Source organism: Pseudomonas sp. IT-P176 (assembly GCF_949767245.1).
Taxonomy (GTDB): domain Bacteria; phylum Pseudomonadota; class Gammaproteobacteria; order Pseudomonadales; family Pseudomonadaceae; genus Aquipseudomonas.
Genome location: NZ_CATKPN010000035.1, coordinates 383,935 through 409,418 on the forward strand (window position 1 = coordinate 383,935; position 25,484 = coordinate 409,418).

Below are 25,484 nucleotides of genomic sequence, written 5' to 3' on the forward strand. Positions count from 1 at the left end.
TTGACGACCATCGCGGGCAAGCCCGCTCCCACAGTGGTTTTTGGTGCTCACATTTCCTGCACACCCTCAGTAGTTTTTGCTGCTCACGGATCCCGCATACACCCACCGTTGTTTACGAGACCCAAGGGGATTGGCGGATGACCTGGACGAAGTTCATCGGCTGGAACCCCGGCTCCTGATCCACCAGCACATCCGTCTTGACGTTGCCGAAGGTCGTCTGAGGACGATGGCGCAAGCCGTCGGCAAAGGCGCAGATGATGCACTCCTTGAACCCTTCACCCCGTGGGTGGGCATGCACCACCGCGCTGCGCTGCGTGCTGGTAAAGGCCGCGTAGTCCAGGCCCAGCACGTCCATCTCGACTCCGGCGGTCACCAGTGCGACGGTCGGGCGCAGGTGTTTGGGTACGCCGGGGGTGGTGTGCAGGGCGATCGACAGCCAGACCTGCTCGATGTCGTCATCGCTCAAGCCATAGGGTTTGAGAAAGGCCGCTGCGGCGTTGGCGCCGTCGACTTCAAAGCGCTCATCGTCACTGCGATACCCAGCCACCAGGCCGAGGTCATGGAACATCGCGCCGACGTACAGCAACTGCGGATCGTAGGCCAACTGCTGGCGTTCGCCGCTCAAGGCACCGAACAGGAATACCCGGCGTGAGTGGTGGTACAGCAGGTCGGACTCGATGTCGCGGATGTACTCGGTGGTGGCTTTGGCCAATGCGCTGTCAGGAATCTTGATGCCGGCAATGGTGGTGCTCATGGGAGTTTCCTCATGGTGAGCGCCATGGCGGCGCTGAGGTCACCAGTCTGTTCGCCCCCCTGAAACCGGACAATCGATCCATGGCTGCAATCCCGGCCAATGAGCATGCATATCGCGCCAGCCTCGCTTGTTGGGCCTGGATTGGCTACGGTGCATGCAGACCCTGTAGGAGCGAGTGCCCGCTTGCGGCTTGCTCGCGATGGACGTCAACGATGACCTCGGCTGTCGGGGTGAACGCGGCGTCCTCACGCACATCGCGAGCGTTGCAATCTATGCCATGAGAGGCGTTTCGAACCATGAGTAAAACCGTTGCCATCGTGGTGTTCTCCGGCGTCCAGGCGCTGGACGTGACCGGCCCCATGGATGTGTTTTCCGAGGCCAACCGCTTTCTCGAGCCCGAGGAGCATTACCAGTTACAGGTGATCGGCGTCGAACAGGGTCTGCTGCCATGTTCCAACGGCCTGACCCTGCAGGCTCACCAGCACTTCAGCGCGGCGCTGCAGGCCTACGATTTGCTGCTGGTGGCCGGTGGGCCGCAATTGCCCTTTGTCGATTTTGGTCCGGCGTTCGACCATTGGCTGCGCGATGCCAGCGCCCGGGCCCGGCGCTTTGGCTCGATCTGCAACGGCGCCTTCCTGCTGGCCCGCGCGGGATTGCTCGACGGCAGGACGGTCACCACCCATTGGGGCGATGCCGCGGCGTTGGCGGCACTGTGCCCGACTACCCGCGTCGAGGCCGACCGGTTGTATGTCGAGGACGGCGAGCTGTTCACTTCGGCCGGGGTCACGGCCGGGATCGACCTGTCGCTGTACCTGCTGGCCAGGGACCACGGTCCGCAGGTGGCCTTGAGCGTGGCCAAGCGCCTGGTGGTGTTTACCCAGCGCGCGGGCGGGCAGTCGCAGTTCAGCCCGTTCCTCACGCCCTATGCCGAGGAAACCTCGCCGGTGGCGCGGGTCCAGCATTACGTGATGGCGAACCTTACGGGCGACCTGGCCATTGTCGACCTGGCAGTGGCGGCGAACATGAGTGCGCGCAATTTCTCCCGGGTGTTCACCCGAGAAGCCGGGGTGACCCCGGCCGAGTTCGTGGAGCAGGCGCGGGTGGACGCCGCCCGGGTGATGCTGGAAAGCTCGCGGGCGGCACTCAAGACCGTCGCTTACCAGTGTGGATTTCGCGATGCCCAGCACATGCGCAGCGTGTTCAATCGACGCCTGGGCGTGACGCCGCTGCAGTTCCGGCTGAACTTTTCGTCGGTGCTTTGAGAGGCTGCGCCTGCCCGCCGTGTGCCTGCAACGTCAACGCGCCGGCAATAGCTTCAAGGTGCTGCGAGTATTGGCGGTCACTTCTTCCTCGCTGAAATGCGCCTGGTGGTAGACACCCTCGATGTACGCCTCGGCCTGGTCTTGATAGTGCGCATCGAACGGCACGCCGCTCTGGCCGATCGGGTTGATGGTCAGGCCGTGGGCCGGGTCGGCGAAATCGATGATGCGTCGGGTCGACGGGCCATAGATCACGGTCCAAGGCGCCGGGCCGATTTTCGCCGAGAGGTTGTTCGGCACCTCGTGACTGCCCGGGGCTTCGAACGGGCCGACGTTAAAAATCCGCTCCAGGGGTTTCTGCGTGCCCAGCGGATGGCCGTGGGTGAGGGTGTGGGCCTTGCCCCATTGCCATTGCGTGGCGTCTGCGCCGAGGGTGGTTTTCAGGTGGGCGATGCTGGCGTGCCACGCGGCCTTGACCACGTCGGCACGGGTTTCCTGACCCAGGGTGTCGCGGTTGTCCCACCAAGGGGAATCGGGGTTGGCCGCAAGCCTGGGCAGGGCGGTATCGATCACCCGGGTCGTGAGCAGAGTGTCGAAAAAGCTATCGCCCAGTTCATCGTGCAGCGCCCCGTCGGCCAGGTTGAACAGGAACTGATTGAACAGCGTGGCGCTAGTCGACTCCAGCGGGTAATCGCCTTGCCAGGCGCTCAGTTGATCCAGCCACTGGCGTTCCTGCGGGTCGCTGACCACCTCGCGCAATACCGGCAGCAACGGCGCCAGCAGGCGTTGACCGTAGGCGGTCGTGGTGCCCAGTTGCAGCTCCTGGGTGTTGTCCAGGTCCCACTTGAGGTTCTTGTCGCTCAGTTGCAGATTGAGCTGCTGACCGCGATCGGCCAGGTTGTAGTAGCCGGGAATCTCCATGCCGGTCGGTGACAATGGCTGGAAGTTGGCGGAGACGATGTAGCCACGGGTCGGGTTCTCTTCCTGCGGGTTGGCACTGAACGGGTAGAAGCCGTCCTTGTCTGCCTGGTTGCTGCTGCCGTCAAGAATGAAGCCTGGCTTGACCCCTGCCGGGCGTTTGGGCAGTTGCGCGGCTGCCCACCAGCCGATATCCCCCTTGGCATTGGCCCAGACGATGTTCAACCCAGGAGCCTGGACCTTGGCGGACGCGGCTCGGGCCTTGGCCAGGGTATCGGCGCGGTTGAGTTGGTAAAAACCTTCGAGGATCGGGTTCTGGGTATCGAGGAACGCCCACCACATCGCGATTGGGGTCTTGCCGGCGCTGGCGCCCAGGACATCGTTGATGATCGGGCCGTGGGGCGATTGCCGCAGGGTCAGGGTTACGGGGGCCTGGCCCTTGACGGCAATCTGTTGCTCGCTGTTGATCAGTTCGACCCACTTGCCGCGGTACCAGACCTGATTGGCGTTGTCCGGATTGACCTTCTCGGCGATCAGGTCGAGGTCGTCGTTCTGGAACATCGTCAGGCTCCAGCCGAAGTCCAGGTTGTGGCCAAGGAAGGCAAACGGCACCAGTGCCTGGTGGTGCCCATAGAGTTCGAAACCAGGGGCCGACAGCTGCGCTTCGTACCACACCGAAGGCGTCGCGAAGCGAATGTGCGGGTCGCCGGCCAACAGCGGTTTGCCGCTCTTGGTGCGACTGCCGGCAACTACCCAGGCATTGCTGCCCTCGAATTGCGGCAGGCCGTGCTCGGCCAGTGCCTGCTGGCTGAGGCGGGCAATGGCGTTGAGGTCTTGCCAGTCGGCGCTGCTGAGGGCCGGTGCGCTGCTGTGTTGCTGGGCCAGCACGCCTTTAGGCTGCCAGTCGAGGTCGAAGATGTTCAGGTAGTCGTTGCCCAGTTGATCGCGCACGTAGGTCAGCAACGGCTCGGTACGAAAGGCCGCGGCAAAGCTGTAGGCCATGTAGCCGGCGACGCTGACGCTGTCCTGGGCGGTGAACGGCCGCTTGGCGATGCCCAGCACATCGAACTCCACGGGCGCGGCGTGCGTGTCCTGATACTGGTTGATCCCGTCCAGATAGGCCTGCAGGGCCTTCCACGCCGCAGATTCCTTATCCAGCGCGGCCACATAAGTCTCGGCACGCTCGCGAATGCGCAGGCTGCGGAACAGTTTGTCGGTATCCAGCAGCTTGGGCCCGAGCACCTCGGCCAACTCACCCCGGGACAGGCGCCGCATGATTTCCATCTGGAACAGCCGGTCCTGGGCCTGGACATAACCCAGGGCGCGATACAGGTCGATCTCGTTGCCGGCACGCAAGTGCGGGATGCCACGTTCGTCGTAGCGTACGGTCACGGAGCCCTCCAGGTGCTGCAACTGCACCTGACCCTGACGCGATGGTTGTTTGCTGTACACATACCAGCCGGCTGCGGCGGCCAGCAGCACGAGTACCAGGGCCAGTGAGCTCAGGGCGCGTTTCATGGTGACTCCTTGTTCTTGTCAGGGTACCGCCTGTCGGGGCGGTCAACATGTAGCACAGAGCTGGCGCGCCGGGCAGCCACTACTTTGAAAAGTCCGGAATGCCCTAGGGTGCGTCACTGGCCCATGGGCAATAACAACCCACCGCCAAAGTGTTGATGGCGTTCACCGGACGATCGTCGCTCAGGGCCTGCAGGATCGGCTCGATAAAGCTGTTGCTGGAGTTGCAGGTCAGGCCTTCGCTGTAGGGGCCGAAGTACGCCAGTTTGCCGCCGCGGTCCCAGATCGCTACGGCGGGGCTGGCGGGGACTTGCTCGGAGCCTGGGAGGAGTTCGAGGGGTTTGAGGTTGCTCAAGGTGCTGGGCAGTTGGCCCTGGCTGCCGGGCTTTTGCACCGCGTAGAACTGCACGCCTTGTGGCCCGTAGTGCTCGAGCAGTTCGGCGAGGTGCTGTTGATTACCGACGTTGCAGGGGCAGGCCGGGTCCCAGAAGTGCACCACGCGAATCGCCCCGGGGCCGGCCAGGTGCTCGGGAAGGCGCAAGGGGTCACCGGAAAACACCGCCGTGTGCGAACTGAAGGCCCGCAGGTAGCGTCCCTGGAACCAGTCATAGGCCGCCCACAGGACGCCGGCGCATAGCAGGGCGAGCAGGGTGGCAAGCAGTGTCGTGCGGGCGTGCGGGCGCATGGGAAAGCTTCCTCGAAGGTCGCGTAGCTTGCCATGCTTGCCGCGACAGAAGAATATCGCAGGCCCATAAAGTCCGTTTCGCGCTGGAATCCCGATATGCCTGCCACCTTCAATGCCGATCATTTGCGCGCCAGCCTGCAAGCCCTGGCCTGCGCGCAGCCGTTGTCGGAGGAGGGCCGGGCCTATCAGCTGTTCTACGGCCTGGACTTTGCGGGCCGTACCCTGCGTACCGGGCTGGGGCGGTTCGAAGTCGATGGTTATGAGCTGGTCAGTCAGTTCTGGTGGCCCGAGCAGGCCAAGGCGACGCTGTTTCTGTTTCACGGTTTCTACGACCACACCGGGCTCTATCGGCATGTGATCGAGTGGGCGCTGGACCAGGGGTTTGCGGTGATTGCCTGCGACCTGCCGGGGCATGGCCTGTCCAGCGGCGAGCGCGCGAGCATCCGCGATTTTGCCGAGTACCAGGACACCTTGCAGGGGCTGTTCGTCGAGGCGCAATCCATCGATTTGCCGCAGCCGTGGCACCTGTGTGGGCAGAGTACCGGCGGGGCGATCGTGATCGATCATGTGCTCAACCAGGGACAAGACAGCCCGGCGCAAGGCCAGGTGGTGCTGCTGTCGCCGCTGGTGCGGCCGCGTGCCTGGGGTTGGTCGCACCTGAGTTACTACCTGCTCAAGCCCTTCGTCAAAGGCATCGCCCGGCGCTTCAGTGAAAACTCCAACGACCCGGCGTTCCTGCCGTTCCTGCAAGCCGACCCGCTGCAACCGCTGCGTCTGCCGACCGCCTGGGTCGGCGCGCTGGCCCGCTGGATCAAGCGTATCGAAGCGGCCCCACGCAGCCACCGGCGGCCGCTGATCATTCAAGGCCAGGCGGACATGACGGTGGATTGGCAGCACAACCTTGAAGTGTTGGCGGGCAAGTTCGATCGGCCCCAGGTGTTGACGCTGCCCGAGGCTCGGCATCATCTGGCCAATGAAACCCTGGCGTTGCGCCAGGAGTACTTCGGGTTTCTGAGCAAGCGGATCAAGGGGCGTAATCCGTAACGCCCCTGCCGGCGCTGACCTTTACTGATTCAGGTTCGAGGTGCTTTGGCCTACGGCCAGGCCCGCGCGGATCGCGGCCAGTGCTGCCTGGTAATACGCCTGGCCTTCGGCCGATTCGGCAAAGCTGGCGAACTCTTCCAGTTCCGCGTCCGACAGGTCGCGATAGACATACAACAGGGTGTTGTTCAGGTCGCTGCCGATCTGTTCCATCAGGCGCTGGCGCTGGCCGTTCAACATACTCTGGGCCTGACCGCCGCCGAGCAGGCCGGGAATCATCTGGCTCAGGCTGTCCGCCGCCACGCCGGCGATCGCCAGGCTGACCTCGGCACCGGCTTCACGGGCCGGCAGTGCACGGGCCAGATGACCAATGATCAACTGACGGGTGTCGCTGGCTTCGATTTTCGGCAGGCCCTTGGCGTTCTTCGCCAGTTGGTCGCGCCGGGTCGCCAGCAGTTCGGCAGCAATGATCTTGCGACCCAGCGGCGATTGGAAAAACCCCAGCGCGGGCTTGGGGTCGGCGAGGTTCTTGCGCAATTGCGCTTCGGCCCGACGATCCATGGCCTGCGGCGCAAAACGCTGATTGCTGTTATTGACCAGGGCCTGGAACACCGCCGGCGGCAAGCTGCTTTGGTAGCGTTGCTGGGCGGCGCTGAGGGCATCGCTAAAATGCGCGCGCTGGTCGGGCCAACCGGCGACCTTGTACAACTGGTCGTGGCCGTCTGCCCAGGAGGGAAAAGTGCAGAGCATCAACAGTGAAAAAAGCAAACGGCGCATAAGGACTCCTGTCGGCAGGCGACTATTCTCCGGGGCCAGACACAGGTTGTCGAGAATTCGTATCATGTTCATCAGCTTATCCGACGATCCTCCGCTATGTGGTGCTGTCGGATTTGCTGGCGCAGGAATACTATGCGCGCCATGCAAATACCCTCCGATCACCCGCTGCTGTTACGTATCGTGGACGACCTCGCTGTGCGCGGCTGGTCGCAGCAGCCCATTTTCCTGCCTCAGGTTCTGACCGGAGCACTGGCGGCTGAGTGCCGTAAACGTGCGGCCGAAGGTGAACTGGCACCGGCGGCTGTCGGGCGCGGGCCGTTTTCGGAGATTCGCGAGGGTATCCGTGGCGATCACATCCAGTGGCTGGAACCGGGCCAGGTCGAGGCGTGCGACCTTTACCTGGGCTTGATGGACAGCCTGCGCGAAGCCATGAACCGCGGCCTGTACCTGGGCCTTGAGGATTTCGAAAGTCATTTCGCGCTGTACCCACCCGGGGCGTTCTACCTCAAGCATGTCGACCGCTTTCGCGACGATGACCGGCGCATGGTTTCGGCGGTGATCTACCTCAACGACGCTTGGCTGCCGGAGCATGGCGGTCAGTTGCGCATGTATCTGGAGGAGGGCATGGAGCACGATGTGGTACCCATCGGTGGTTGCCTGGTGGTATTCCTGTCGGGTGAAGTGCCCCACGAAGTCCTGCCCGCGACCCGCGATCGCCTGTCATTGACCGGCTGGTTTCGTCGTCGCGGTAACGAGTTGTTCTGATGATGCAGAAAATCCTGGTCAGCCGCTGCCTGCTCGGCCACCGCGTACGTTACGACGGTGGGGCCAGCGGCCCGTTCGATCAATTGCAGCAGTGGATCGCCGAAGGGCGGGTGGTCGCGTTGTGCCCGGAAGTCGCCGGTGGCTTGCCCACGCCACGGGCGGCGGCGGAGATTCCCGGCGGTCAGGGTGCGCAGGTGCTGGACGGTCACGCTCGGGTGATCACCACTGAGGGCGAGGATGTCAGCGCCGAGTTCCTGTCAGGTGCACAGCAGGCCCTGGCGCTGGTGCAGCAGCACGCCATCCGGATCGCCGTGCTCAAGGCCAACAGCCCGTCCTGCGGCAATCTGCTGACGTATGACGGGACCTTCAGCGGGGTCAAGGTCAGCGGTGAAGGCGTCACCGCAGCCCTGCTGACCCGGCATGGGGTGCAGGTGTTCAGCGAGCTGCAACTGGCTGAAGCTGCGGCTGCGCTGGCTGGCCTTGCCTGACGGGCTGTGCAGATTCGCTGTGGGAGCGCGCCGGGCGGCGTTCCGTCTGCTTGCTCCCACAAGGACCCATCGACAATTAAGGTTTTGGCGGCTGGGTCGCGTCCATGCCGAACCATTTTTCCGACAGCGCCATCAGGCGCCCATCTTTCTTGATCCGTTGCAGGGCCTGGTCGAGGCTGGCCTGGAAGGCCGGGTTGCCCTTCTGGAAGGGTATCGCCAGGCTCAGGGTCGGGCCGACCTTGGCGCCTTCCTTGACCGGCAGCCGGCTGTCGCGGATGGCATAGGGGATCAGCAGGCGATCGCTGATGGCGGCGTCGAGCTGTTTGTCTGCCACGTCCTTGAGGGGCTGCTGCGCATCGGGGTAGCTGTGCAGGTCGATGCCTTCGACGCTGCGGGCCTGGTCGACGAACTGGCTGCCTTGCGCCACGCCCAGGGCCTTGCCGTTGAGGGCCAGGAGGGAGCCCAGTGGACGTTGTTCTTCCTGGCGCACGATCAGTTGTGCACTGGAATAGCTGTAAGGTTCGCTGAAATCGAAACGATCCTTGAGTTCCGGGGTCAGTGCTATGTGATTGATGGCGATGTCGTACTTGCCGCTCTCGACGCCTGGCAGCAGGTCCGTGGAGTCGGTCACCACGAAGTCGGCGCGTACATCCAGTTCCCTGGCCAGCAGTTGGCCGAGCTCGACTTCGAAGCCGGTAAGCCGGCCGTCATCCTTGAAGTTGAACGGCGGGGTGTCGGCTTCCAGCGCAATGCGCAGTTCGCCACGGTCGTTTACATCGTCAATCAGTTCAGCATGAGCCAATGGGCTCACAAGGGGCAGCAACAGTATCAGGCCAGGCAAAAAGCGCATGGTCACTCCTTGAATTCGTTATGTGCGGCGCGCTGCTGCGGCGCGCTTTGCTATGGTGTTGAGGTCCTTCGACAACGAATCGCCACGAAGTTGTCACACTCATAAAGATTAAGCGTAAAACTGGAGAAAAGAATGAAAACCTTTATGTCACGTGCTGTTTTGGCCAGTCTGTTACTCGGTGCTTCTATGATGGCCAGCGCTGCGACCCCCGCCCCGGCTGGGGCCAAGGCGTTTATCGTCACCCCGGAAAATGGCGCCACCGTGGACAAGACCTTCAAGGTCAAGTTCGGCATTGAAGGCGTAGCGCTGGCTCCGGCGGGCGATGCCACCAAAAACACCGGTCACCATCACTTGCTGATCGACACCGGCCCGATCGCCGCAGGCCAGGTGATTCCGGCTGACGCCCAGCACGTGCATTTCGGCAAGGCCCAGACCGAAACCGAACTGACCCTGACTCCCGGCACGCACACCTTGCAGCTGGAGTTGGGCGACAAGAATCACATGGCCTTCGAGCCACCGATCATTTCGGAAAAAATCACTGTGACGGTGAAGTAAGCCGTCCAGGCATAAAAAAAGGGAGCCCCGCGGGGCTCCCTTTTTATTGACGCTTGAGCGTTAGAACAACACGCGGCAACGAATGGTGCCGTTGATGTGTTGCAGCTTCTCCTGCGCCAGGTCCGAGTACTCGGCGTCGACGTCGATCACGACGTAGCCGACTTTCTCGTTGGTCTGCAGGAACTGACCGGAAATGTTGATGCCGTTTTCGGCGAAGACCTTGTTGATCTCGCTCATCACACCCGGGATGTTCTCGTGGATGTGCAGCAGGCGGTGCTTGCCAGGGTGAGCCGGCAGGGCCACTTCCGGGAAGTTGACCGAGGACACCGACGTACCGTTGTCGCTGTACTTGACCAGCTTCTCGGCCACTTCCAGGCCGATGTTGGCTTGCGCTTCAGCGGTGGAGCCGCCGATGTGCGGGGTCAGGATCACGTTGTCCAGGCCACGCAGCGGGCTTTCGAACTCTTCGTCGTTGGAGCGTGGCTCCACCGGGAATACGTCGATGGCAGCGCCGATCAGGTGCTTGTCCTTGATCGCTGCGGCCAGGTGGTCCAGTTCAACCACGGTGCCGCGAGCGGCGTTGATCAGGATGCCGCCCTTCTTGATGGCGCGGATTTCCTTCTCGCCGATCATCCACTGGGTCGCAGCGGTTTCCGGAACGTGCAGGGTGACGATGTCGGACATGCCCAACAGCTCGTGCAGGTTGCCGACCTGGGTGGCGTTACCCAGTGGCAGCTTGGTCACGGTGTCGTAGAAGTAAACCTGCATGCCGAGGCCTTCAGCCAGCACCGACAGTTGAGTGCCGATCGAACCGTAGCCGACGATACCCAGCTTCTTGCCCCGGATTTCGAAGGAGTTGGCCGCACTCTTGATCCAGCCGCCACGGTGGCAGGAGGCATTCTTCTCCGGGATGCCGCGCAGCAGCAGGATCGCTTCGGCCAGCACCAGCTCGGCAACGGAGCGGGTGTTGGAGTACGGCGCGTTGAACACGGCGATACCGCGTTCGCGGGCAGCGTTCAAATCCACCTGGTTGGTGCCGATGCAGAAACAGCCGACGGCGACCAGCTTCTTCGCGTGATCGAAGATCTCTTCGGTCAGTTGAGTGCGTGAGCGAATGCCGATGAAGTGCGCATCAGCGATCTTTTCCTTCAACTGGGCTTCCGGCAGAGAACCGGTGAGGTACTCGATGCTGGTGTAGCCAGCCGACTTGAGAACGTCGACAGCCGATTGGTGGACGCCTTCGAGAAGAAGGAACTTGATCTTGCTCTTATCGAGAGAAGTCTTGCTCATCTGCGTAAACCTGTATCCCGGAGAAAAATGGCAGGGAGGGGAGCAGCCCAGAGCTGACCCGAACGGCAGGAACGCCGTCACCGCAGAACAGCCTTTGGGCACTACCCTGCGGGGTCGGTATGCTAGCATATGCACCCCGCTAAACACTCATTCCTGCGACGTGAAGCGTTCTCAGGATGACCATGAATTGTTCGAGAGTTCTTTCGATGACCAATCCTGCCCTGATTGATGAGCTGAAGACCCTGGTTGAGCCTGGCAAGGTGTTGACCGACGCCGACTCCCTGAATGCTTACGGTAAGGATTGGACCAAGCATTTCGCCCCAGCCCCGACGGCTATCGTGTTCCCCAAGACCACCGAGCAGGTCCAGGCCATCGTGCGCTGGGCCAACCAGCACAAGGTTGCCCTGGTGCCGTCCGGCGGACGTACAGGGCTGTCGGCTGCTGCGGTGGCCGCCAATGGCGAAGTGGTGGTTTCGTTCGACTACATGAACCAGATCCTCGATGTGAACCTGACTGATCGCACCGTGGTGTGCCAGCCAGGCGTGGTCACCGAGCATCTGCAGAACGTGGCTGAAGAAAAGGGCTTGTATTACCCGGTGGACTTCGCCTCGGCCGGTTCCAGTCAGATTGGCGGCAATATCGGCACCAATGCCGGCGGGATCAAGGTCATTCGCTACGGCATGACCCGCAACTGGGTGGCGGGCATGAAAGTGGTCACCGGCAAGGGCGACCTGCTGGAGTTGAATCGCGACCTGATCAAGAACGCCACCGGCTACGACATGCGCCAGCTGTTCATCGGCGCCGAAGGTACCCTGGGTTTTGTGGTCGAAGCGACCATGCGCCTGGATCGCGCGCCGAAAAACCTCACTGCGATGGTCCTCGGCACCACCGATTTCGATTCGATCATGCCGGTGCTGCACGCCTTCCAGAGCAAGCTGGACCTGACCGCCTTCGAGTTTTTCTCCGACAAGGCCCTGGCCAAGGTCCTCGCTCGTGGCGACGTGCCGGCGCCGTTCGAGTCAGAATGCCCGTTCTACGCGCTGCTGGAATTCGAAGCGACCACCGAGGAAGTGGCCAACCACGCCCTGGAAACCTTCGAACACTGCGTTGAACAGGGCTGGGTGCTCGATGGCGTGATGAGCCAGAGCGAATCCCAACTGCAAAACCTGTGGAAACTGCGCGAGTACATCTCCGAGACCATTTCCCACTGGACTCCGTACAAGAACGACATTTCGGTCACTGTGTCGAAAGTCCCGGCATTCCTGAAGGAAATCGACGCGATCGTCGGCAAACACTACCCGGACTTCGAAATCGTCTGGTTCGGCCACATCGGCGACGGCAACCTGCACCTGAACATCCTCAAGCCGGAAAACCTGAGCAAGGACGAGTTCTTTGCCAAGTGCGCGACGGTCAACAAGTGGGTGTTTGAAACCGTCGAGAAATACAACGGCTCGATCTCGGCCGAACACGGCGTGGGCATGACCAAGCGCGATTACCTGACCTACAGCCGTTCGCCGGTGGAAATCGAGTACATGAAAGCCGTCAAGGCAGTATTCGACCCGAACGGCATCATGAACCCGGGCAAGATCTTCGCTGTTTGAAGGTGCGATACCTGAAGAATCCCTAAGGCAGGAGGCGGTAATGAGCTATCAGCACCAGTATGTCGACGGTACCCGTATTCATTTCCCACTGGGGAAAGTGGTGTGCATCGGGCGCAACTACGCCGAACACGCCAAGGAACTGGATAACCCGGTACCGACCGAGCCGTTGTTGTTCATCAAGCCGGGCAGTTGCGTGGTGCCGCTGGAAGGTGGTTTTGCGATTCCGACCGAGCGCGGCTCGGTGCATTACGAGGCGGAAATCGCGGTGTTGATCGGCAAACCCTTGTCGACCAAGCCAAGCCGTGAAGAAGTGCTGGATGCGATCTCCGGGTTCGCCCCGGCCCTGGACCTGACCCTGCGCGACAAGCAGGCCGAGCTCAAGGCCAAGGGGCTGCCGTGGGAAATCGCCAAGTCGTTCGACGGTGCCTGTGTGCTGGCGCCGTTCGTGGTCAGCAGCACCTTTGCCGACCTGACTGATATCGGCATTCGCCTGACCATTAATGGCGAAGTCCGCCAGGACGGTAACAGCAGTGCCATGCTCAACCCGATCGTGCCGATGATCCAGCACATGGCCGGCTGCTTCTCGCTGCAGGCCGGCGACGTGATCCTCACCGGTACGCCGGTGGGCGTCGGCCCGCTGAATGTCGGGGATGAACTGGTCCTGGAACTGCCGGGTGCCGGCAGCTTCGCCAGCAGCGTGCGCTGATCGGCACAGCACTGAACCTGTGGGAGCGGGCTTGCCCGCGATAGCGGTGTATCTGACACATTGATGCTGAATGTGCCTACGCCATCGCGGGCAAGCCCGCTCCCACAGGGTCCTCCTATGCCATTAAGCTTGAATTCATCAACGCGTGATATTTCATCCGCCCGATTGCTTTTTGAGCTCGCCCCATGCGCCGACTTGCCCGCCCCAAGCCCCTTGCCCTGATCGTGTTGATCGCCGCCTTGCTGGCGTTGGCCATGTTGGGCCAGTACTACCGCCTTTACGAGCGCAGCTGGTTCAACCTGCAAGCCTGGTTGCACCCGGCCGGTGAGCATTCGATGGCGCTCAACGACTATCGAGTAGTGATCGAGGCGAAGCCGATCGAAGGCCTGGACGATGACGTCTCGGCCTTGACCTTTGATCCGGTGCGCAAAAGCCTGTTCACCGTCACCAACAAGAATTCCGAACTGGTCGAGATGTCCCTCGACGGGCGCATCCTGCGCCGGGTCGCGCTGATCGGTTTTGGCGACCCGGAAGCCGTGGAGTTCATCAGCGCCGACACCTACGTGATCAGTGATGAGCGCCAGCAACGGCTGATCAAGATTCATCTCGAAGACGACACCACCTTCCTCGACGCCGCAGATGCCGAGCAGATGACCCTGGGCGTGCACATGACCCGCAACAAGGGGTTCGAAGGCCTGGCCTACGACTCCAAGGGCAAGCGCTTGTTTGTCGCCAAGGAACGCGACCCGATGCTGATCTATGAAGTGCAGGGTTTCCCCCATTACAACCCGGAGAAATCCTACGCCGTGCACGTGATCAACAATCCCAAGCGTGATGCCGGGCTGTTTGTGCGCGATCTCTCGAGCCTGCAATACGATGAGCGCAGCGGCCATTTACTGGCGCTGTCGGACGAGTCGTTCCTGGTGTTGGAACTGGATATCGACGGGCGGCCGTTAAGCACCATGTCGTTGAACAAGGGGCGTCAGGGCCTGCAAAAGACCGTGCCGCAAGCGGAGGGGATCGCCATGGATGACGACGGGACCTTGTACCTGGTGAGCGAGCCGAACCTGTTCTACGTCTTCAAGAAGCCCAATCCGTAGGAGCAAGCTTGCTCGCGATGAGGCCGGCACCGCCAACATCCATGGTGCCTGGCATACCGCTATCGCGAGCAGGGTGGCGCCTGCCTCAGGCCTTGAGGGTCTTCACGCCTTCGCTGGTGCCCAGCAGCAACAAGTCCGCCGGACGGGCGGCGAACAGGCCGTTGGTGACCACGCCGACGATGGCGTTGATCTGCTGCTCCAGCTCCACCGGGTTGGTGATCTGCATGTTGAAGACGTCGAGGATGATGTTGCCGTTGTCGGTCAACACGCCTTCACGGTACACCGGGTCGCCGCCCAGTTTCACCAGCTCGCGAGCCACGTGGCTGCGGGCCATCGGGATCACTTCGACCGGCAGCGGGAAATTGCCCAGCACCGGCACCAGCTTGCTCGCGTCGGCGATGCAGATGAAGGTCTTGGCCACGGCCGCAACGATCTTCTCGCGGGTCAGGGCAGCGCCGCCGCCCTTGATCAGGTTCAGGTGCTCGTCACTTTCATCGGCACCGTCGACGTAGAACTCCAGGTCGCTGACCGTATTGAGCTCATACACCGGGATCCCGTGGCCCTTGAGGCGCGCGGCGGTGGCTTCGGAGCTGGCGACCGCGCCGTCGAAGGCGCCCTTGTGCTGGGCCAGGGCGTCGATGAAGCAGTTGGCGGTGGAGCCGGTGCCGACCCCGACGATGCTCTTGTCGTCGAGTTTGGGAAGGATGAAATCGACGGCGGCCTGCGCCACTGCCTGTTTGAGTTGATCCTGGGTCATGCGGGCTCCGAGGTGCCATGAGGGGGACAGAAGGCCGGCATTATAGCGCCATGGCCGGCTAAAACCTCTGCATTCGTGTGGTCGCCCGGGCAAAAGCCGGGTTAGACTCCGTGGTCCTGCCCAACCCGCTCAGTGATGCTTTCCGATGCTTGAACAGTACGTCAAAAAGATCCTCACCTCGCGCGTTTATGACGTTGCCGTAGAAACCCCTTTGCAGACTGCCCGCCAGCTCTCCGAGCGGCTGGGCAACAAGATCTGGCTCAAGCGCGAAGACTTGCAGCCGGTGTTCTCGTTCAAGATTCGCGGCGCTTACAACAAGCTGACCCAGTTGACCGACGAAGAGCGTGCGCGCGGCGTGGTCACCGCCTCGGCGGGCAACCACGCGCAAGGCCTGGCCCTGGCGGCCAAGGTGCTGGGGGTCAAGGCGACCATCGTGATGCCCAAGACCACCCCGGAGATCAAGGTCGAAGGCGTGCGTTCGCGCGGCGGCAAAGTAGTGCTGCACGGGGATTCGTTCCCAGAGGCCCTGGCCTATTCGCTGAAGCTGGTCGACGAAAAAGGCTACGTCTACATTCACCCCTACGATGATCCGCACACCATTGCCGGGCAGGGCACGGTGGCCATGGAAATCCTGCGCCAGCATCCGGGTCCGCTAGACGCGATCTTCGTGCCGGTGGGCGGTGGCGGCCTGATCGCCGGGATCGCGGCCTACGTCAAATACCTGCGCCCGGACATCAAGATCATCGGCGTCGAGCCGGATGACTCCAATTGCCTGCAAGCGGCCATGGCCGCCGGCGAGCGGGTGGTGCTGCCGACCGTGGGGATCTTTGCCGACGGTGTTGCCGTGGCGCAGATCGGCCAGCACACCTTCGATATCTGCAAAGACTATGTCGATGAAGTGATCACCGTCAGCACCGATGAAATCTGCGCGGCGATCAAGGACATCTACGACGACACCCGCTCGATCACCGAGCCGGCCGGCGCCCTGGGCGTAGCCGGGATCAAGAAGTACGTCGAATTGCGCGGCGTCACCGGGCAGACCCTGGTGGCCATCGACTCCGGCGCCAACGTCAATTTCGATCGCCTGCGCCATGTGGCCGAGCGCGCCGAGTTGGGCGAGGGTCGCGAGGCCATTATCGCGGTGACCATTCCGGAGCAGCCGGGCAGCTTCAAGGCGTTCTGCGAAGCCATCGGCAAGCGCCAGATCACCGAATTCAACTACCGCTACAACACCGGCAGTGAGGCGCACATCTTTGTCGGCGTGCAGACCCATCCGGAGAACGATCCGCGCAGTGCGCTGATCGCCAGCCTGAGCGAGCAGGGTTTCCCGGTGCTCGACCTGACCGACAACGAACTGGCCAAGTTGCACATTCGCCACATGGTCGGCGGTCGTGCGGCCCACGTGGTCGATGAAGTGATCCTGCGTTTCGAATTTCCGGAACGCCCGGGCGCGCTGTTCAACTTCCTCAACAAGCTCGGTGGGCGCTGGAACATCTCGATGTTTCACTACCGTAACCACGGCGCAGCCGACGGCCGAGTGGTCGCGGGCCTGCAGGTGCCGCACGACGAGCGCCACCTGGTGCCGGCGGCGTTGGCGGAAATCGGCTACCCGTATTGGGATGAAAGCGACAATCCGGCCTATCAGCTGTTTCTGGGCTGAACGGCTACGCTGATGCACAGGACTTGAGGGAATTGACGTATGGAAACTCTAATCGCGCTGAAAATGGCTCATATGGTGGCAACCGTGTTGCTGCTGGCCGGTGCTCTGGGCCTGGCGGTCTGGGTCTGGCGGACCCAGCGCAATGGTGATGCCACGGCGCCGGTGCGCACCTTGCAACGGCCACGGCTGTTCGTCTGGCTGCTGATGGGCCTGGCGCTGCTGAGCATGCCGTTCACCGGCTGGTGGATGGTGCACCTGATTGGTTGGCCGCTGGGGCAAACCTGGTTGCTGGCCTCCAGTGTGCTCTACACCGTGGCGGCGCTGAGTGGTTTCTGGTTGCTGGCGCGGCTCAATCGCCAGCGCACGGCGCCGGTTGGTAGCGGCAGATTCACCTTTGCCCTGGCGTTGGTCAGCTTGGTCAGCTTGATCGCGATTGCCGGCTTGATGGGTGCCAAGCCGGTTTAGCAGCTTGGTACCGAGGTGACCCTAATCGCGGGCAAGCCCGCTCCCACAGGTTTTGCCGGGTGGCATAGATTGCATGCACACCCGAGCCCCCTGTGGGAGCGGGCTTGCCCGCGATGGCATTCTCAGTCGCGCAGCGAAATTACCGGCCAAGCCCGCTCCCACAGATTTTGCCGGGTGGCATAGATTGCATGCACACCCAAGCCCCCTGTGGGAGCGGGCTTGCCCGCGATGGCATTCTCAGCCGCGCAACGAAATCACCGGCCAACCACGCTCCCACAGGTTTTGCCGGGTGGCATAGATTGCATGCACACCCAAGCCCCCTGTGGGAGCGGGCTTGCCCGCGATGGCATTCTCAGCCGCGCAACGAAATCACCGGCCAACCACGCTTCTCGGCTTCGGCCCGCAGATTCGGGTCCGGATCAACCGCCACCGGGTTGGTCACTTGCTCCAGCAGCGGTAGGTCATTCATCGAGTCGCTATAGAAATAACTGCCTTCCAGCGACAACCCAGTCTCCTCCAGCCAACGATTCAAGCGCGTCACCTTGCCTTCGCGAAAGCACGGTACATCGGTGCTGCGCCCGGTGTAGCGGCCCTCGTGCATTTCGCATTCGGTGGCGATCAGGGTTTCCACTCCCAGGTGCTCGGCAATCGGTGCGGTGACGAAACGGTTGGTGGCGGTGATGATTACCAACTTGTCGCCGGCGGCGCGGTGCTTGGCCAGCAGTTCCACCGCCTTGGGCAGCATGAGCGGCTCGATGCAGTCGCGCATGAAATCGCGGTGCCATTCATCGAGCTGGGCCATCTCGGTGCGGCCGAGGATTTCCAGGCAGAAGTTCAAGTACGCGGCATTGTCCAGCTTGCCGGCCAGGTAATCCTGGTAGAACTCGTCGTTGCGCGCTTTGTACGCGATGGGGTCGAGGATCTCCCGTTCACACAGGTAATCGCCCCATGCGTGATCGCTGTCACCGCCCAAAAGTGTGTTGTCCAGATCGAATAAAGCCAGGCGCATTGCAGTTACCCGCTGATAAGTCAGTAAAAAGGGGTTAAGAATACGGTCTTTTCACAAGAGTGCACATAAGGTAGGAAGCTTCGTTGCCGCCTTCACAACCTTTGTGGAACAATGCGGCGACATGCGTTTGCGAGGTTGTTGCCGTGATCGACCCCGATGGTTTCCGCCCCAATGTGGGGATCATTCTGACGAATGATGCCGGCCAGGTGCTATGGGCTCGCCGTATCAATCAAGATGCCTGGCAGTTTCCTCAAGGTGGAATCAACCCTCAGGAGACGCCGGAAGACGCCTTGTATCGCGAGCTGAACGAAGAAGTCGGCCTGGAGCGCGAAGATGTTGAAATTCTCGCCTGCACGCGCGGCTGGTTGCGCTATCGTTTGCCGCAACGTCTGGTCCGTACCCACAGCCAACCGCTGTGCATCGGCCAGAAACAGAAATGGTTTCTCCTGCGCCTGGTCTCCAATGAGCAGCGGGTGCGGATGGATTTGACCGGTAAACCGGAATTCGATGGCTGGCGTTGGGTCAGTTATTGGTATCCGTTGGGCCAGGTGGTGACATTCAAGCGCGAGGTTTATCGCCGCGCTCTCAAAGAGCTTGCCCCGCGCCTTCTAACGCGCGACTGACGACGGAGTTCGACCCCGAGCCATGCTCAATACGCTGCGCAAGATCGTCCAGGAAGTTAACTCCGCCAAGGATCTCAAGGCGGCGTTGGGCATTATTGTATTGCGCGTCAAAGAGGCCATGGGCAGCCAGGTCTGCTCGGTCTACCTGCTCGACCCCGAAACCAACCGTTTTGTGCTGATGGCCACCGAGGGCTTGAACAAGCGCTCGATCGGCAAGGTCAGCATGGCGCCCAACGAAGGCCTGGTGGGCCTGGTGGGCACGCGTGAAGAACCGTTGAACCTGGAAAACGCCGCCGACCACCCGCGCTATCGCTACTTCGCCGAGACCGGTGAAGAGCGTTATGCCTCGTTCCTCGGCGCGCCGATCATTCACCACCGCCGCGTTGTCGGCGTCCTGGTCATCCAGCAAAAAGAGCGGCGGCAGTTCGATGAGGGTGAAGAAGCCTTCCTCGTGACCATGAGCGCCCAGCTCGCCGGCGTAATTGCCCACGCCGAGGCCACCGGTTCGATCCGCGGTCTGGGGCGCCAGGGCAAGGGCATCCAGGAAGCCAAGTTCGTCGGCGTCCCGGGTTCGCCAGGCGCTGCGGTCGGTACCGCGGTGGTCATGCTGCCACCGGCGGACCTCGATGTGGTGCCGGACAAGACCATCACCGACATCGACGCCGAGCTGGGCCTGTTCAAGACCGCCATCGAAGGTGTGCGCGCCGACATGCGGGCCTTGTCGGCCAAGCTGGCGACCCAGTTGCGCCCGGAAGAGCGCGCACTGTTCGACGTCTACCTGATGATGCTCGACGATGCTGCGCTGGGCAGCGAAGTCACCACCGTGATCAAGACCGGCCAGTGGGCCCAGGGCGCGTTGCGCCAGGTGGTCACCGATCACGTCAACCGTTTTGAACTGATGGACGACGCCTACCTGCGTGAGCGGGCCTCGGACGTCAAGGATCTCGGCCGCCGCCTGCTGGCTTACCTGCAGGAAGAGCGCCAGCAAAACCTGGTCTACCCGGAAAAGACCATTCTGGTCAGCGAAGAACTGACGCCGGCAATGCTCGGCGAGGTGCCGGAAGGCACGCTGGTCGGCCTGGTCTCGGTCCTGGGTTCCGGCAACTCCCACGTCGCGATCCTGGCGCGAGCCATGGGCATCCCGACGGTGATGGGCCTGGTCGACCTGCCGTATGCCAAGGTCGATGGCATCGAATTGATCGTCGACGGCAATCGGGGCGAGGTCTACACCAACCCCAGCGACGTGTTGCGCAAGCAATTCGCCGAGGTGGTCGAAGAAGAGAAGCAACTGGCGCTGGGGCTCGACTCCCTGCGCGACCTGCCCTGCGTGACGCTCGACGGCCACCGCATGCCGCTGTGGGTCAACACCGGCCTGCTGGCGGACGTGGCACGGGCGCAGAAGCGCGGCGCCGAAGGGGTGGGCCTGTATCGCACTGAAGTGCCGTTCATGATCAATCAACGGTTCCCTAGCGAAAAGGAGCAGCTGGCGATCTATCGCGAGCAACTCGCCGCCTTCCACCCGCAACCGGTGACGATGCGCAGCCTGGACATCGGCGGCGATAAGTCACTGTCGTACTTCCCGATCAAGGAAGACAACCCGTTCCTCGGCTGGCGCGGGATTCGCGTCACCCTCGACCACCCGGAAATCTTCCTGGTCCAGACCCGCGCCATGCTCAAGGCCAGTGAAGGCCTGAACAACCTGCGCATTCTCCTGCCGATGATCTCCGGCACCCACGAACTCGAAGAAGCCCTGCACCTGATTCACCGTGCCTGGGGCGAAGTGCGCGACGAAGGCACCGATGTGCCGATGCCGCCCGTGGGTGTGATGATCGAGATTCCGGCGGCGGTCTACCAGACCAAGGAACTGGCGCGGCAGGTGGACTTCCTGTCGGTCGGCTCCAACGACCTGACCCAGTACCTGCTGGCCGTGGACCGCAACAACCCGCGGGTAGCGGACCTGTACGACTACATGCACCCAGCGGTGCTGCAGGCCCTGCAGACCGTGGTGCGCGATGCCCACGCCGAAGGCAAACCGGTGAGTATTTGCGGCGAGATGGCCGGCGACCCGGCTGCGGCCGTGCTGTTGATGGCGATGGGTTTTGACAGCCTGTCGATGAACGCCACCAACCTGCCGAAAGTGAAGTGGATGCTGCGCCAGATCAACCTCAGCTGGGCCAAGGACCTGCTGGCCGAGCTGATGACCATCGACAACCCGCAAGTTATCCACAGCTCGCTGCAACTGGCGCTGAAGAACCTCGGCCTGGCGCGGATGACCAATCCGGCGGCGATCAAGCCGCTCTGAACCTGCGGCGGTGTCATCGTGGGCAAGCCCGCTCTCACAGGGTTTGGTGTTGGTCACAAAATAGTGGGCCTACACAAATCCACTGTGGGAGCGGGCTTGCCCGCGATGGGGCCAGTCCAGGCAACACCACACCACCTCAAAGCCTGATCTGCACTTCCCCAAGATGCCCGCCATACGGCCCGAAACTGCGCTCCACCATCACCCGTGAGCCATCCGCCTGGACAATCAGCGCGGTACTCGCGCGCGTGCCGTAGGTGGTACTGGCAATAAACACGCTGGACAGCAGGCTCTCGGTCGCCAGCCCGACCCCGGTATCCGGCAAGTCACCGAACGGTGCCGTCTGTGGATCGCCCAGCAAAGCCAGCAGCGCTTGCGGCTGCGGATCATCGAGTACTTCGCTCAGCGCCGCCTTGGCCTTGAGCAGCTTGGGCCAGGGGGTATCGAGCCCGGCGTTGGACACACCGTAGACCCCGGCCGTCAGTTGGCGCGGCGCGGTCTCTTGCGCGTTGTAGTGCCAGAGTTCCTGGCGATTGCCGATCAGCAGGTTAAAGCCGGCATACTCCAGCGATCTGCCGACAACATCGGCCAAATACTGGTCTATGGGCAATTCGCCGGTGAGGAATCGCGCCACCAGTTCGCCACGGGATTTACGCGCCGGCGGCTGGTGCGGATTGCGGATGTTGGTCAGGGCGGCAAAACGTCCGTCTGCGCCAATGCCCAGCCAAGTACCTCCGGCCTCCAGGTCGCGCCCGGCATGCACCTGCGGCGCTTCGGGCCATGCCGCCAGCGGCAGGCTGGGGCGGGCATAGAACTCGTCACGGTTGGCCGCGACGATCAGGGGAGTGCCGTGGTCCGGGCGCCAGGCAAAAACAATCAGGCACATAAGGTGGTCCTTCTGTGTTTTTCTGCCCACTGTACGCAGACATCGCTCATCGATCCATCGTCATCCACAGTGGAGCCTGGGGCCCCGCATCCGTTACCATGCGGCTGCTTTTTTTGCGAAGCGGACAAGGACGATCATGGAATTTTTGCTCTATTTGCTGCTGGGCGCCTGTGCAGGCGTGCTGGCCGGGCTGTTTGGGGTGGGTGGCGGGATCATCATCGTGCCGGTGTTGGTGTTCAGCTTTACCTTGCAGGGTTTTGATGCGTCGGTGCTGACCCACCTGGCCGTCGGCACTTCGCTGGCCACCATCATATTCACCTCGATCAACGCGGTGCGTGAACACCAGCGCAAAGGCGCGGTGCGCTGGCCGATTTTTGCCTGGATGACCCTGGGGATCCTGCTCGGGGCCGGCTTCGGCGCGCTGACCGCCGAGGCGATTTCCGGTCCGCACCTGCAGAAGATCATTGGTGTGTTTGCCCTGGTGATCGCCGTGCAGATGGCCCTGGAGCTCAAGCCCAAGGCCAGTCGAACGGTTCCCGGCAAGTTCGGTCTGACCGTGGCCGGTAGCGTGATTGGCTGGGCCTCGGCGATCTTCGGGATTGGTGGCGGCTCGCTGACCGTGCCATTTCTGACCTGGCGCAGTGTGCCGATGCAGCAGGCCGTGGCGACGTCGTCCGCCTGCGGGTTACCGATCGCCTTGGCAAGTGCATTAAGTTTCATGATTCTGGGCTGGCATGATCCCCTGTTGCCCGCTCATAGTCTGGGTTTCGTTTATTTGCCGGCGCTGCTGGGCATTGCCCTGACCAGCATGGTCTTCGCCCGCTTTGGCGCGCGACTGGCCCACCGGTTGTCGCCGCGATTGCTGAAACGGCTGTTTGCCGCTTTGCTGCTGTGCGTGGGCACCAGTTTCCTGCTCTGAGGCAGGGCGCAATCCTGGCTTAATCTCGGCGTGGCAGGGTCGCGCCAGGAATTTTAGGTTTCAACTCTAACGAGGAGTCGCAATGCTGCCTTACCCGCAGATTGACCCGGTGGCCCTGGCCATTGGCCCGCTGAAAATCCACTGGTACGGCCTGATGTACCTGGTCGGCATCGGCGGTGCCTGGCTGTTGGCATCACGCAGGTTGAACCGCTTCGATCCGACCTGGACCAAGGAAAAACTCTCCGACATGGTCTTCTGGATGTCGATGGGCGTGATCGTCGGCGGCCGCCTGGGGTATGTGCTGTTTTACGACCTGAGTGCCTACCTCGCCAACCCGACCTTGATTTTCGAGGTGTGGAAGGGCGGCATGTCGTTCCACGGTGGTTTCATCGGCGTGATGCTGGCGGCCTTGTGGTTCGGCAAAAAGAACGGCAAGTCGTTCTTCCAGCTAATGGACTTCGTCGCCCCAATGGTGCCAATCGGCCTGGGTGCCGGGCGGATCGGTAACTTCATCAACGCCGAGTTGTGGGGCAAGCCGACCGACGTGCCGTGGGCCATGGTCTTCCCGTCGTTCAGCGACCCGGCCCAGCTGGCGCGCCACCCGTCGCAGCTGTACCAGTTCGCCCTCGAAGGCGTGGCGTTGTTCGCCATCCTCTGGCTGTTCTCGCGCAAGCCGCGGCCGACCATGGCGGTCTCCGGGATGTTCGCGCTGTTCTACGGTATCTTCCGCTTTATCGTCGAGTTCTACCGCGTGCCGGACGCCCAGTTGGGCTACCTGGCGTGGAACTGGCTGACCATGGGCCAAGTATTGTGCATCCCGATGATCGTTGGCGGACTGTTCCTGATCTGGCTGGCCTATCACCGCGCACCCAAGGCACCGGCTGTCCCGGCCGCCTGACGCTTTATATTCGAAGCGCAGGGCCGCGAGCCCTGCCTTCAAGGACACAGGTAATACATGAAGCAATATCTAGATCTGGTCGCCCACGTCATCAAGAACGGCACCAAGCAAGCCAACCGCACCGGCGTCAACACCATCAGCTTCCCCGGTGCGATGCTGCGCTATGACCTGAAAGAAGGTTTTCCGGCGATCACCACCCGCAAGATGGCCTTCAAGTCGGCCATCGGCGAGATGTGCGGTTTTCTGCGCGGGGTCAACAACGCCGCCGAGTTCCGCGCCCTGGGCTGTAAGGTCTGGGACCAGAATGCCAACGAAAACGCGCAGTGGCTGGCCAACCCGTTCCGCCAGGGCGCAGACGACCTGGGCGAGATCTACGGTGTGCAATGGCGCAAGTGGCCGGCGTACAAGCAGATCCCCCTGAGCAACCCGGCCGCCATCGAGCAGACCCTGGCCCAGGGTTACCGGCAGATTGCCGAAGGCGAAGAAGACGGCCAGGCCTACGTGGTGCTGTACAAGGCCATCGACCAGGTTCGCCAGTGCGTCGATACCATCATCAAGGACCCGGGCAGCCGGCGTATCCTGTTCCACGGCTGGAACGTCGCCCAGCTCGATGAAATGGCCCTGCCGCCGTGCCACTTGCTGTACCAGTTCCACCCGAATGTCGAGACCAAAGAGATCTCTTTGACCCTCTACATCCGCTCCAACGACCTGGGCCTGGGCACGCCGTTCAACCTAACCGAAGGCGCCGCGTTGCTGAGCCTGATCGGTCGCCTGACCGGTTACACACCGCGCTGGTTCACCTATTTCATCGGCGATGCCCACGTCTACGAAAACCACCTGGACATGCTCAACGAACAGCTCAAGCGCGAGCCGTTCCCGATGCCGCACCTGAAAATCGCCGATCGTGTGCCGGAGTTCGCCAAGACCGGGGTGTACCAGCCGGAGTGGCTGGAACTGATCGAGCCGGGTGATTTCTCGCTGGAAGGTTACGAACACCACGCGCCGATGACCGCGCCAATGGCGGTCTGACAAGCAATACGCAACACCCCTGTGGGAGCGGGCTTGCCCGCGATGGGGTCGGCACAGCCAATATTTATGGCCCCTGACCCACCGCCATCCCGGGCAAGCCCGGTCCCACAGTGTTTTGTGGTGTTCCTAGTGGCCGTGGCTGCGGCCTACGTGGGAATGTTCGACTTCCGTTGCAACCACTCCACCACTCACTTCCAAGCGCTGCAAGATCCCGCACTGTTCGATGTCCGGCCCTTCGCTGCAGCGTTGGCGCAGGTCGATGAGTTGCGCCTGCAGGGCGAGCAAGCCGTCGATCCGTGCCTTGACGTGGTGGATGTGTTCGTCGATCAGCGCATTCACGCTTTCGCACTGATCCTGCGGACTGTCGCGCAGGCCCAGCAGGCTGCGGATTTCTTCGAGGGTCATGTCCAGGGTGCGGCAGTTGCGGATGAAGGTCAGGCGCTCGGCATGGGCCTGGGTGTAGACGCGGTAGTTGCCGTTGCTGCGGGCCGGTTCTGGCAGCAGGCCTTCACGTTCGTAGTAGCGGATGGTTTCGACGGCGCAATCGGTCAGTTTCGCCAGTTCTCCGATCTTCATCGCGACAATCTCCAAATGGGTGCTTGACCCTATAGTGGCTACAGGGTCTTTACTTGGCA

At 62.2% G+C, this 25,484-nt stretch carries 25 protein-coding genes; 15 read left to right on the forward strand and 10 right to left on the reverse strand.

Going from position 1 to position 25,484, the window contains the following annotated elements:
* Positions 1–112 precede the first annotated feature (112 nt).
* A complete protein-coding gene (locus ACM6IP_RS07835; protein ID WP_095164686.1) occupies positions 113–754 on the reverse strand; it encodes an HD domain-containing protein in 642 nt (213 codons plus the stop codon).
* A gap of 296 nt (positions 755–1,050) precedes the next feature.
* Here ACM6IP_RS07835 and ACM6IP_RS07840 point away from each other — a divergent pair, with 296 nt between their 5' ends.
* On the forward strand, positions 1,051–2,016 hold the full coding sequence (locus tag ACM6IP_RS07840; protein ID WP_414861234.1) for a GlxA family transcriptional regulator: 966 nt from the start codon (positions 1,051–1,053) through the stop codon (positions 2,014–2,016).
* Between the two features lie 33 nt (positions 2,017–2,049).
* Here the strand turns inward: ACM6IP_RS07840 and ACM6IP_RS07845 are convergent, their stop codons facing one another.
* Positions 2,050–4,449, reverse strand: coding sequence for a penicillin acylase family protein (locus ACM6IP_RS07845; protein ID WP_414861235.1), 2,400 nt, complete (start codon positions 4,447–4,449; stop codon positions 2,050–2,052).
* A gap of 103 nt (positions 4,450–4,552) precedes the next feature.
* Positions 4,553–5,131, reverse strand: coding sequence for a DUF6436 domain-containing protein (locus ACM6IP_RS07850; RefSeq protein WP_159998468.1), 579 nt, complete (start codon positions 5,129–5,131; stop codon positions 4,553–4,555).
* A 96-nt stretch (positions 5,132–5,227) separates the two neighbouring features.
* On the opposite strand from ACM6IP_RS07850, the gene ACM6IP_RS07855 reads away from it, so the two are divergent.
* Complete coding sequence (locus ACM6IP_RS07855; protein ID WP_414861236.1) at positions 5,228–6,175, forward strand: alpha/beta hydrolase; 948 nt, start codon at positions 5,228–5,230, stop codon at positions 6,173–6,175.
* Positions 6,176–6,196: 21 nt separating this feature from the next.
* Here ACM6IP_RS07855 and ACM6IP_RS07860 read toward each other — a convergent pair whose 3' ends face one another.
* Positions 6,197–6,949 carry a DUF2059 domain-containing protein gene (locus ACM6IP_RS07860; protein ID WP_095164665.1) on the reverse strand — a complete coding sequence of 251 codons (753 nt, stop codon included), beginning with the start codon at positions 6,947–6,949 and terminating at the stop codon, positions 6,197–6,199.
* Between the two features lie 132 nt (positions 6,950–7,081).
* On the opposite strand from ACM6IP_RS07860, the gene ACM6IP_RS07865 reads away from it, so the two are divergent.
* Positions 7,082–7,714 (forward strand): 2OG-Fe(II) oxygenase, encoded by a 633-nt coding sequence (locus tag ACM6IP_RS07865; RefSeq protein ID WP_162530217.1) that lies wholly within the window; start codon positions 7,082–7,084, stop codon positions 7,712–7,714.
* 2 nt (positions 7,715–7,716) lie between these two features.
* Entirely contained in the window at positions 7,717–8,202 is a 486-nt protein-coding gene (locus ACM6IP_RS07870) for a DUF523 domain-containing protein (RefSeq protein ID WP_320334514.1), read from the forward strand.
* Positions 8,203–8,278: 76 nt separating this feature from the next.
* On the opposite strand, the gene ACM6IP_RS07875 is transcribed toward ACM6IP_RS07870, so the two are convergent.
* Positions 8,279–9,052 carry a transporter substrate-binding domain-containing protein gene (locus tag ACM6IP_RS07875; RefSeq protein WP_095164661.1) on the reverse strand — a complete coding sequence of 258 codons (774 nt, stop codon included), beginning with the start codon at positions 9,050–9,052 and terminating at the stop codon, positions 8,279–8,281.
* 132 nt (positions 9,053–9,184) lie between these two features.
* On the opposite strand from ACM6IP_RS07875, the gene ACM6IP_RS07880 reads away from it, so the two are divergent.
* Positions 9,185–9,607 carry a DUF4399 domain-containing protein gene (locus ACM6IP_RS07880; RefSeq protein ID WP_095164655.1) on the forward strand — a complete coding sequence of 141 codons (423 nt, stop codon included), beginning with the start codon at positions 9,185–9,187 and terminating at the stop codon, positions 9,605–9,607.
* 60 nt (positions 9,608–9,667) lie between these two features.
* On the opposite strand, the gene serA is transcribed toward ACM6IP_RS07880, so the two are convergent.
* Entirely contained in the window at positions 9,668–10,897 is a 1,230-nt protein-coding gene (gene serA, locus ACM6IP_RS07885; protein ID WP_095164654.1) for a phosphoglycerate dehydrogenase, read from the reverse strand.
* Between the two features lie 206 nt (positions 10,898–11,103).
* On the opposite strand from serA, the gene ACM6IP_RS07890 reads away from it, so the two are divergent.
* From ACM6IP_RS07890 to ACM6IP_RS07900, 3 genes are all read left to right on the forward strand, one after another.
* Positions 11,104–12,498, forward strand: coding sequence for an FAD-binding oxidoreductase (locus ACM6IP_RS07890; RefSeq protein WP_095164653.1), 1,395 nt, complete (start codon positions 11,104–11,106; stop codon positions 12,496–12,498).
* A 40-nt stretch (positions 12,499–12,538) separates the two neighbouring features.
* Positions 12,539–13,204 (forward strand): fumarylacetoacetate hydrolase family protein, encoded by a 666-nt coding sequence (locus ACM6IP_RS07895; RefSeq protein WP_095164652.1) that lies wholly within the window; start codon positions 12,539–12,541, stop codon positions 13,202–13,204.
* A 185-nt stretch (positions 13,205–13,389) separates the two neighbouring features.
* Positions 13,390–14,304 carry an SdiA-regulated domain-containing protein gene (locus ACM6IP_RS07900; protein WP_414861237.1) on the forward strand — a complete coding sequence of 305 codons (915 nt, stop codon included), beginning with the start codon at positions 13,390–13,392 and terminating at the stop codon, positions 14,302–14,304.
* An 85-nt stretch (positions 14,305–14,389) separates the two neighbouring features.
* Here the strand turns inward: ACM6IP_RS07900 and rpiA are convergent, their stop codons facing one another.
* Positions 14,390–15,061, reverse strand: coding sequence for a ribose-5-phosphate isomerase RpiA (gene rpiA, locus ACM6IP_RS07905; RefSeq protein WP_095164650.1), 672 nt, complete (start codon positions 15,059–15,061; stop codon positions 14,390–14,392).
* Positions 15,062–15,206: 145 nt separating this feature from the next.
* Here rpiA and ilvA point away from each other — a divergent pair, with 145 nt between their 5' ends.
* Together ilvA and ACM6IP_RS07915 are read left to right on the forward strand one after the other, a co-directional pair.
* On the forward strand, positions 15,207–16,721 hold the full coding sequence (ilvA, locus tag ACM6IP_RS07910; protein WP_095164649.1) for a threonine ammonia-lyase, biosynthetic: 1,515 nt from the start codon (positions 15,207–15,209) through the stop codon (positions 16,719–16,721).
* Between the two features lie 39 nt (positions 16,722–16,760).
* Positions 16,761–17,186, forward strand: coding sequence for a DUF2269 family protein (locus ACM6IP_RS07915; RefSeq protein ID WP_414861238.1), 426 nt, complete (start codon positions 16,761–16,763; stop codon positions 17,184–17,186).
* A gap of 352 nt (positions 17,187–17,538) precedes the next feature.
* Here ACM6IP_RS07915 and ACM6IP_RS07920 read toward each other — a convergent pair whose 3' ends face one another.
* Complete coding sequence (locus ACM6IP_RS07920; RefSeq protein ID WP_320333222.1) at positions 17,539–18,195, reverse strand: HAD family hydrolase; 657 nt, start codon at positions 18,193–18,195, stop codon at positions 17,539–17,541.
* A 143-nt stretch (positions 18,196–18,338) separates the two neighbouring features.
* Between ACM6IP_RS07920 and ACM6IP_RS07925 the strand changes: the two genes are divergently transcribed.
* Complete coding sequence (locus tag ACM6IP_RS07925) at positions 18,339–18,818, forward strand: RNA pyrophosphohydrolase (protein ID WP_095083604.1); 480 nt, start codon at positions 18,339–18,341, stop codon at positions 18,816–18,818.
* A 22-nt stretch (positions 18,819–18,840) separates the two neighbouring features.
* On the forward strand, positions 18,841–21,120 hold the full coding sequence (ptsP, locus tag ACM6IP_RS07930) for a phosphoenolpyruvate--protein phosphotransferase (RefSeq protein WP_095164646.1): 2,280 nt from the start codon (positions 18,841–18,843) through the stop codon (positions 21,118–21,120).
* Positions 21,121–21,256: 136 nt separating this feature from the next.
* On the opposite strand, the gene ACM6IP_RS07935 is transcribed toward ptsP, so the two are convergent.
* Positions 21,257–22,003 (reverse strand): NRDE family protein, encoded by a 747-nt coding sequence (locus ACM6IP_RS07935; RefSeq protein ID WP_095164644.1) that lies wholly within the window; start codon positions 22,001–22,003, stop codon positions 21,257–21,259.
* Positions 22,004–22,139: 136 nt separating this feature from the next.
* Here ACM6IP_RS07935 and ACM6IP_RS07940 point away from each other — a divergent pair, with 136 nt between their 5' ends.
* From ACM6IP_RS07940 to ACM6IP_RS07950, 3 genes are all read left to right on the forward strand, one after another.
* Positions 22,140–22,922, forward strand: coding sequence for a sulfite exporter TauE/SafE family protein (locus ACM6IP_RS07940; RefSeq protein ID WP_095164642.1), 783 nt, complete (start codon positions 22,140–22,142; stop codon positions 22,920–22,922).
* Positions 22,923–23,004: 82 nt separating this feature from the next.
* Complete coding sequence (lgt, locus tag ACM6IP_RS07945) at positions 23,005–23,820, forward strand: prolipoprotein diacylglyceryl transferase (RefSeq protein ID WP_159998460.1); 816 nt, start codon at positions 23,005–23,007, stop codon at positions 23,818–23,820.
* Between the two features lie 57 nt (positions 23,821–23,877).
* Positions 23,878–24,849 (forward strand): thymidylate synthase, encoded by a 972-nt coding sequence (locus tag ACM6IP_RS07950; protein ID WP_095164639.1) that lies wholly within the window; start codon positions 23,878–23,880, stop codon positions 24,847–24,849.
* 126 nt (positions 24,850–24,975) lie between these two features.
* On the opposite strand, the gene cadR is transcribed toward ACM6IP_RS07950, so the two are convergent.
* On the reverse strand, positions 24,976–25,425 hold the full coding sequence (gene cadR / locus ACM6IP_RS07955) for a Cd(II)/Pb(II)-responsive transcriptional regulator (RefSeq protein ID WP_401125463.1): 450 nt from the start codon (positions 25,423–25,425) through the stop codon (positions 24,976–24,978).
* Positions 25,426–25,484: the final 59 nt, after the last annotated feature.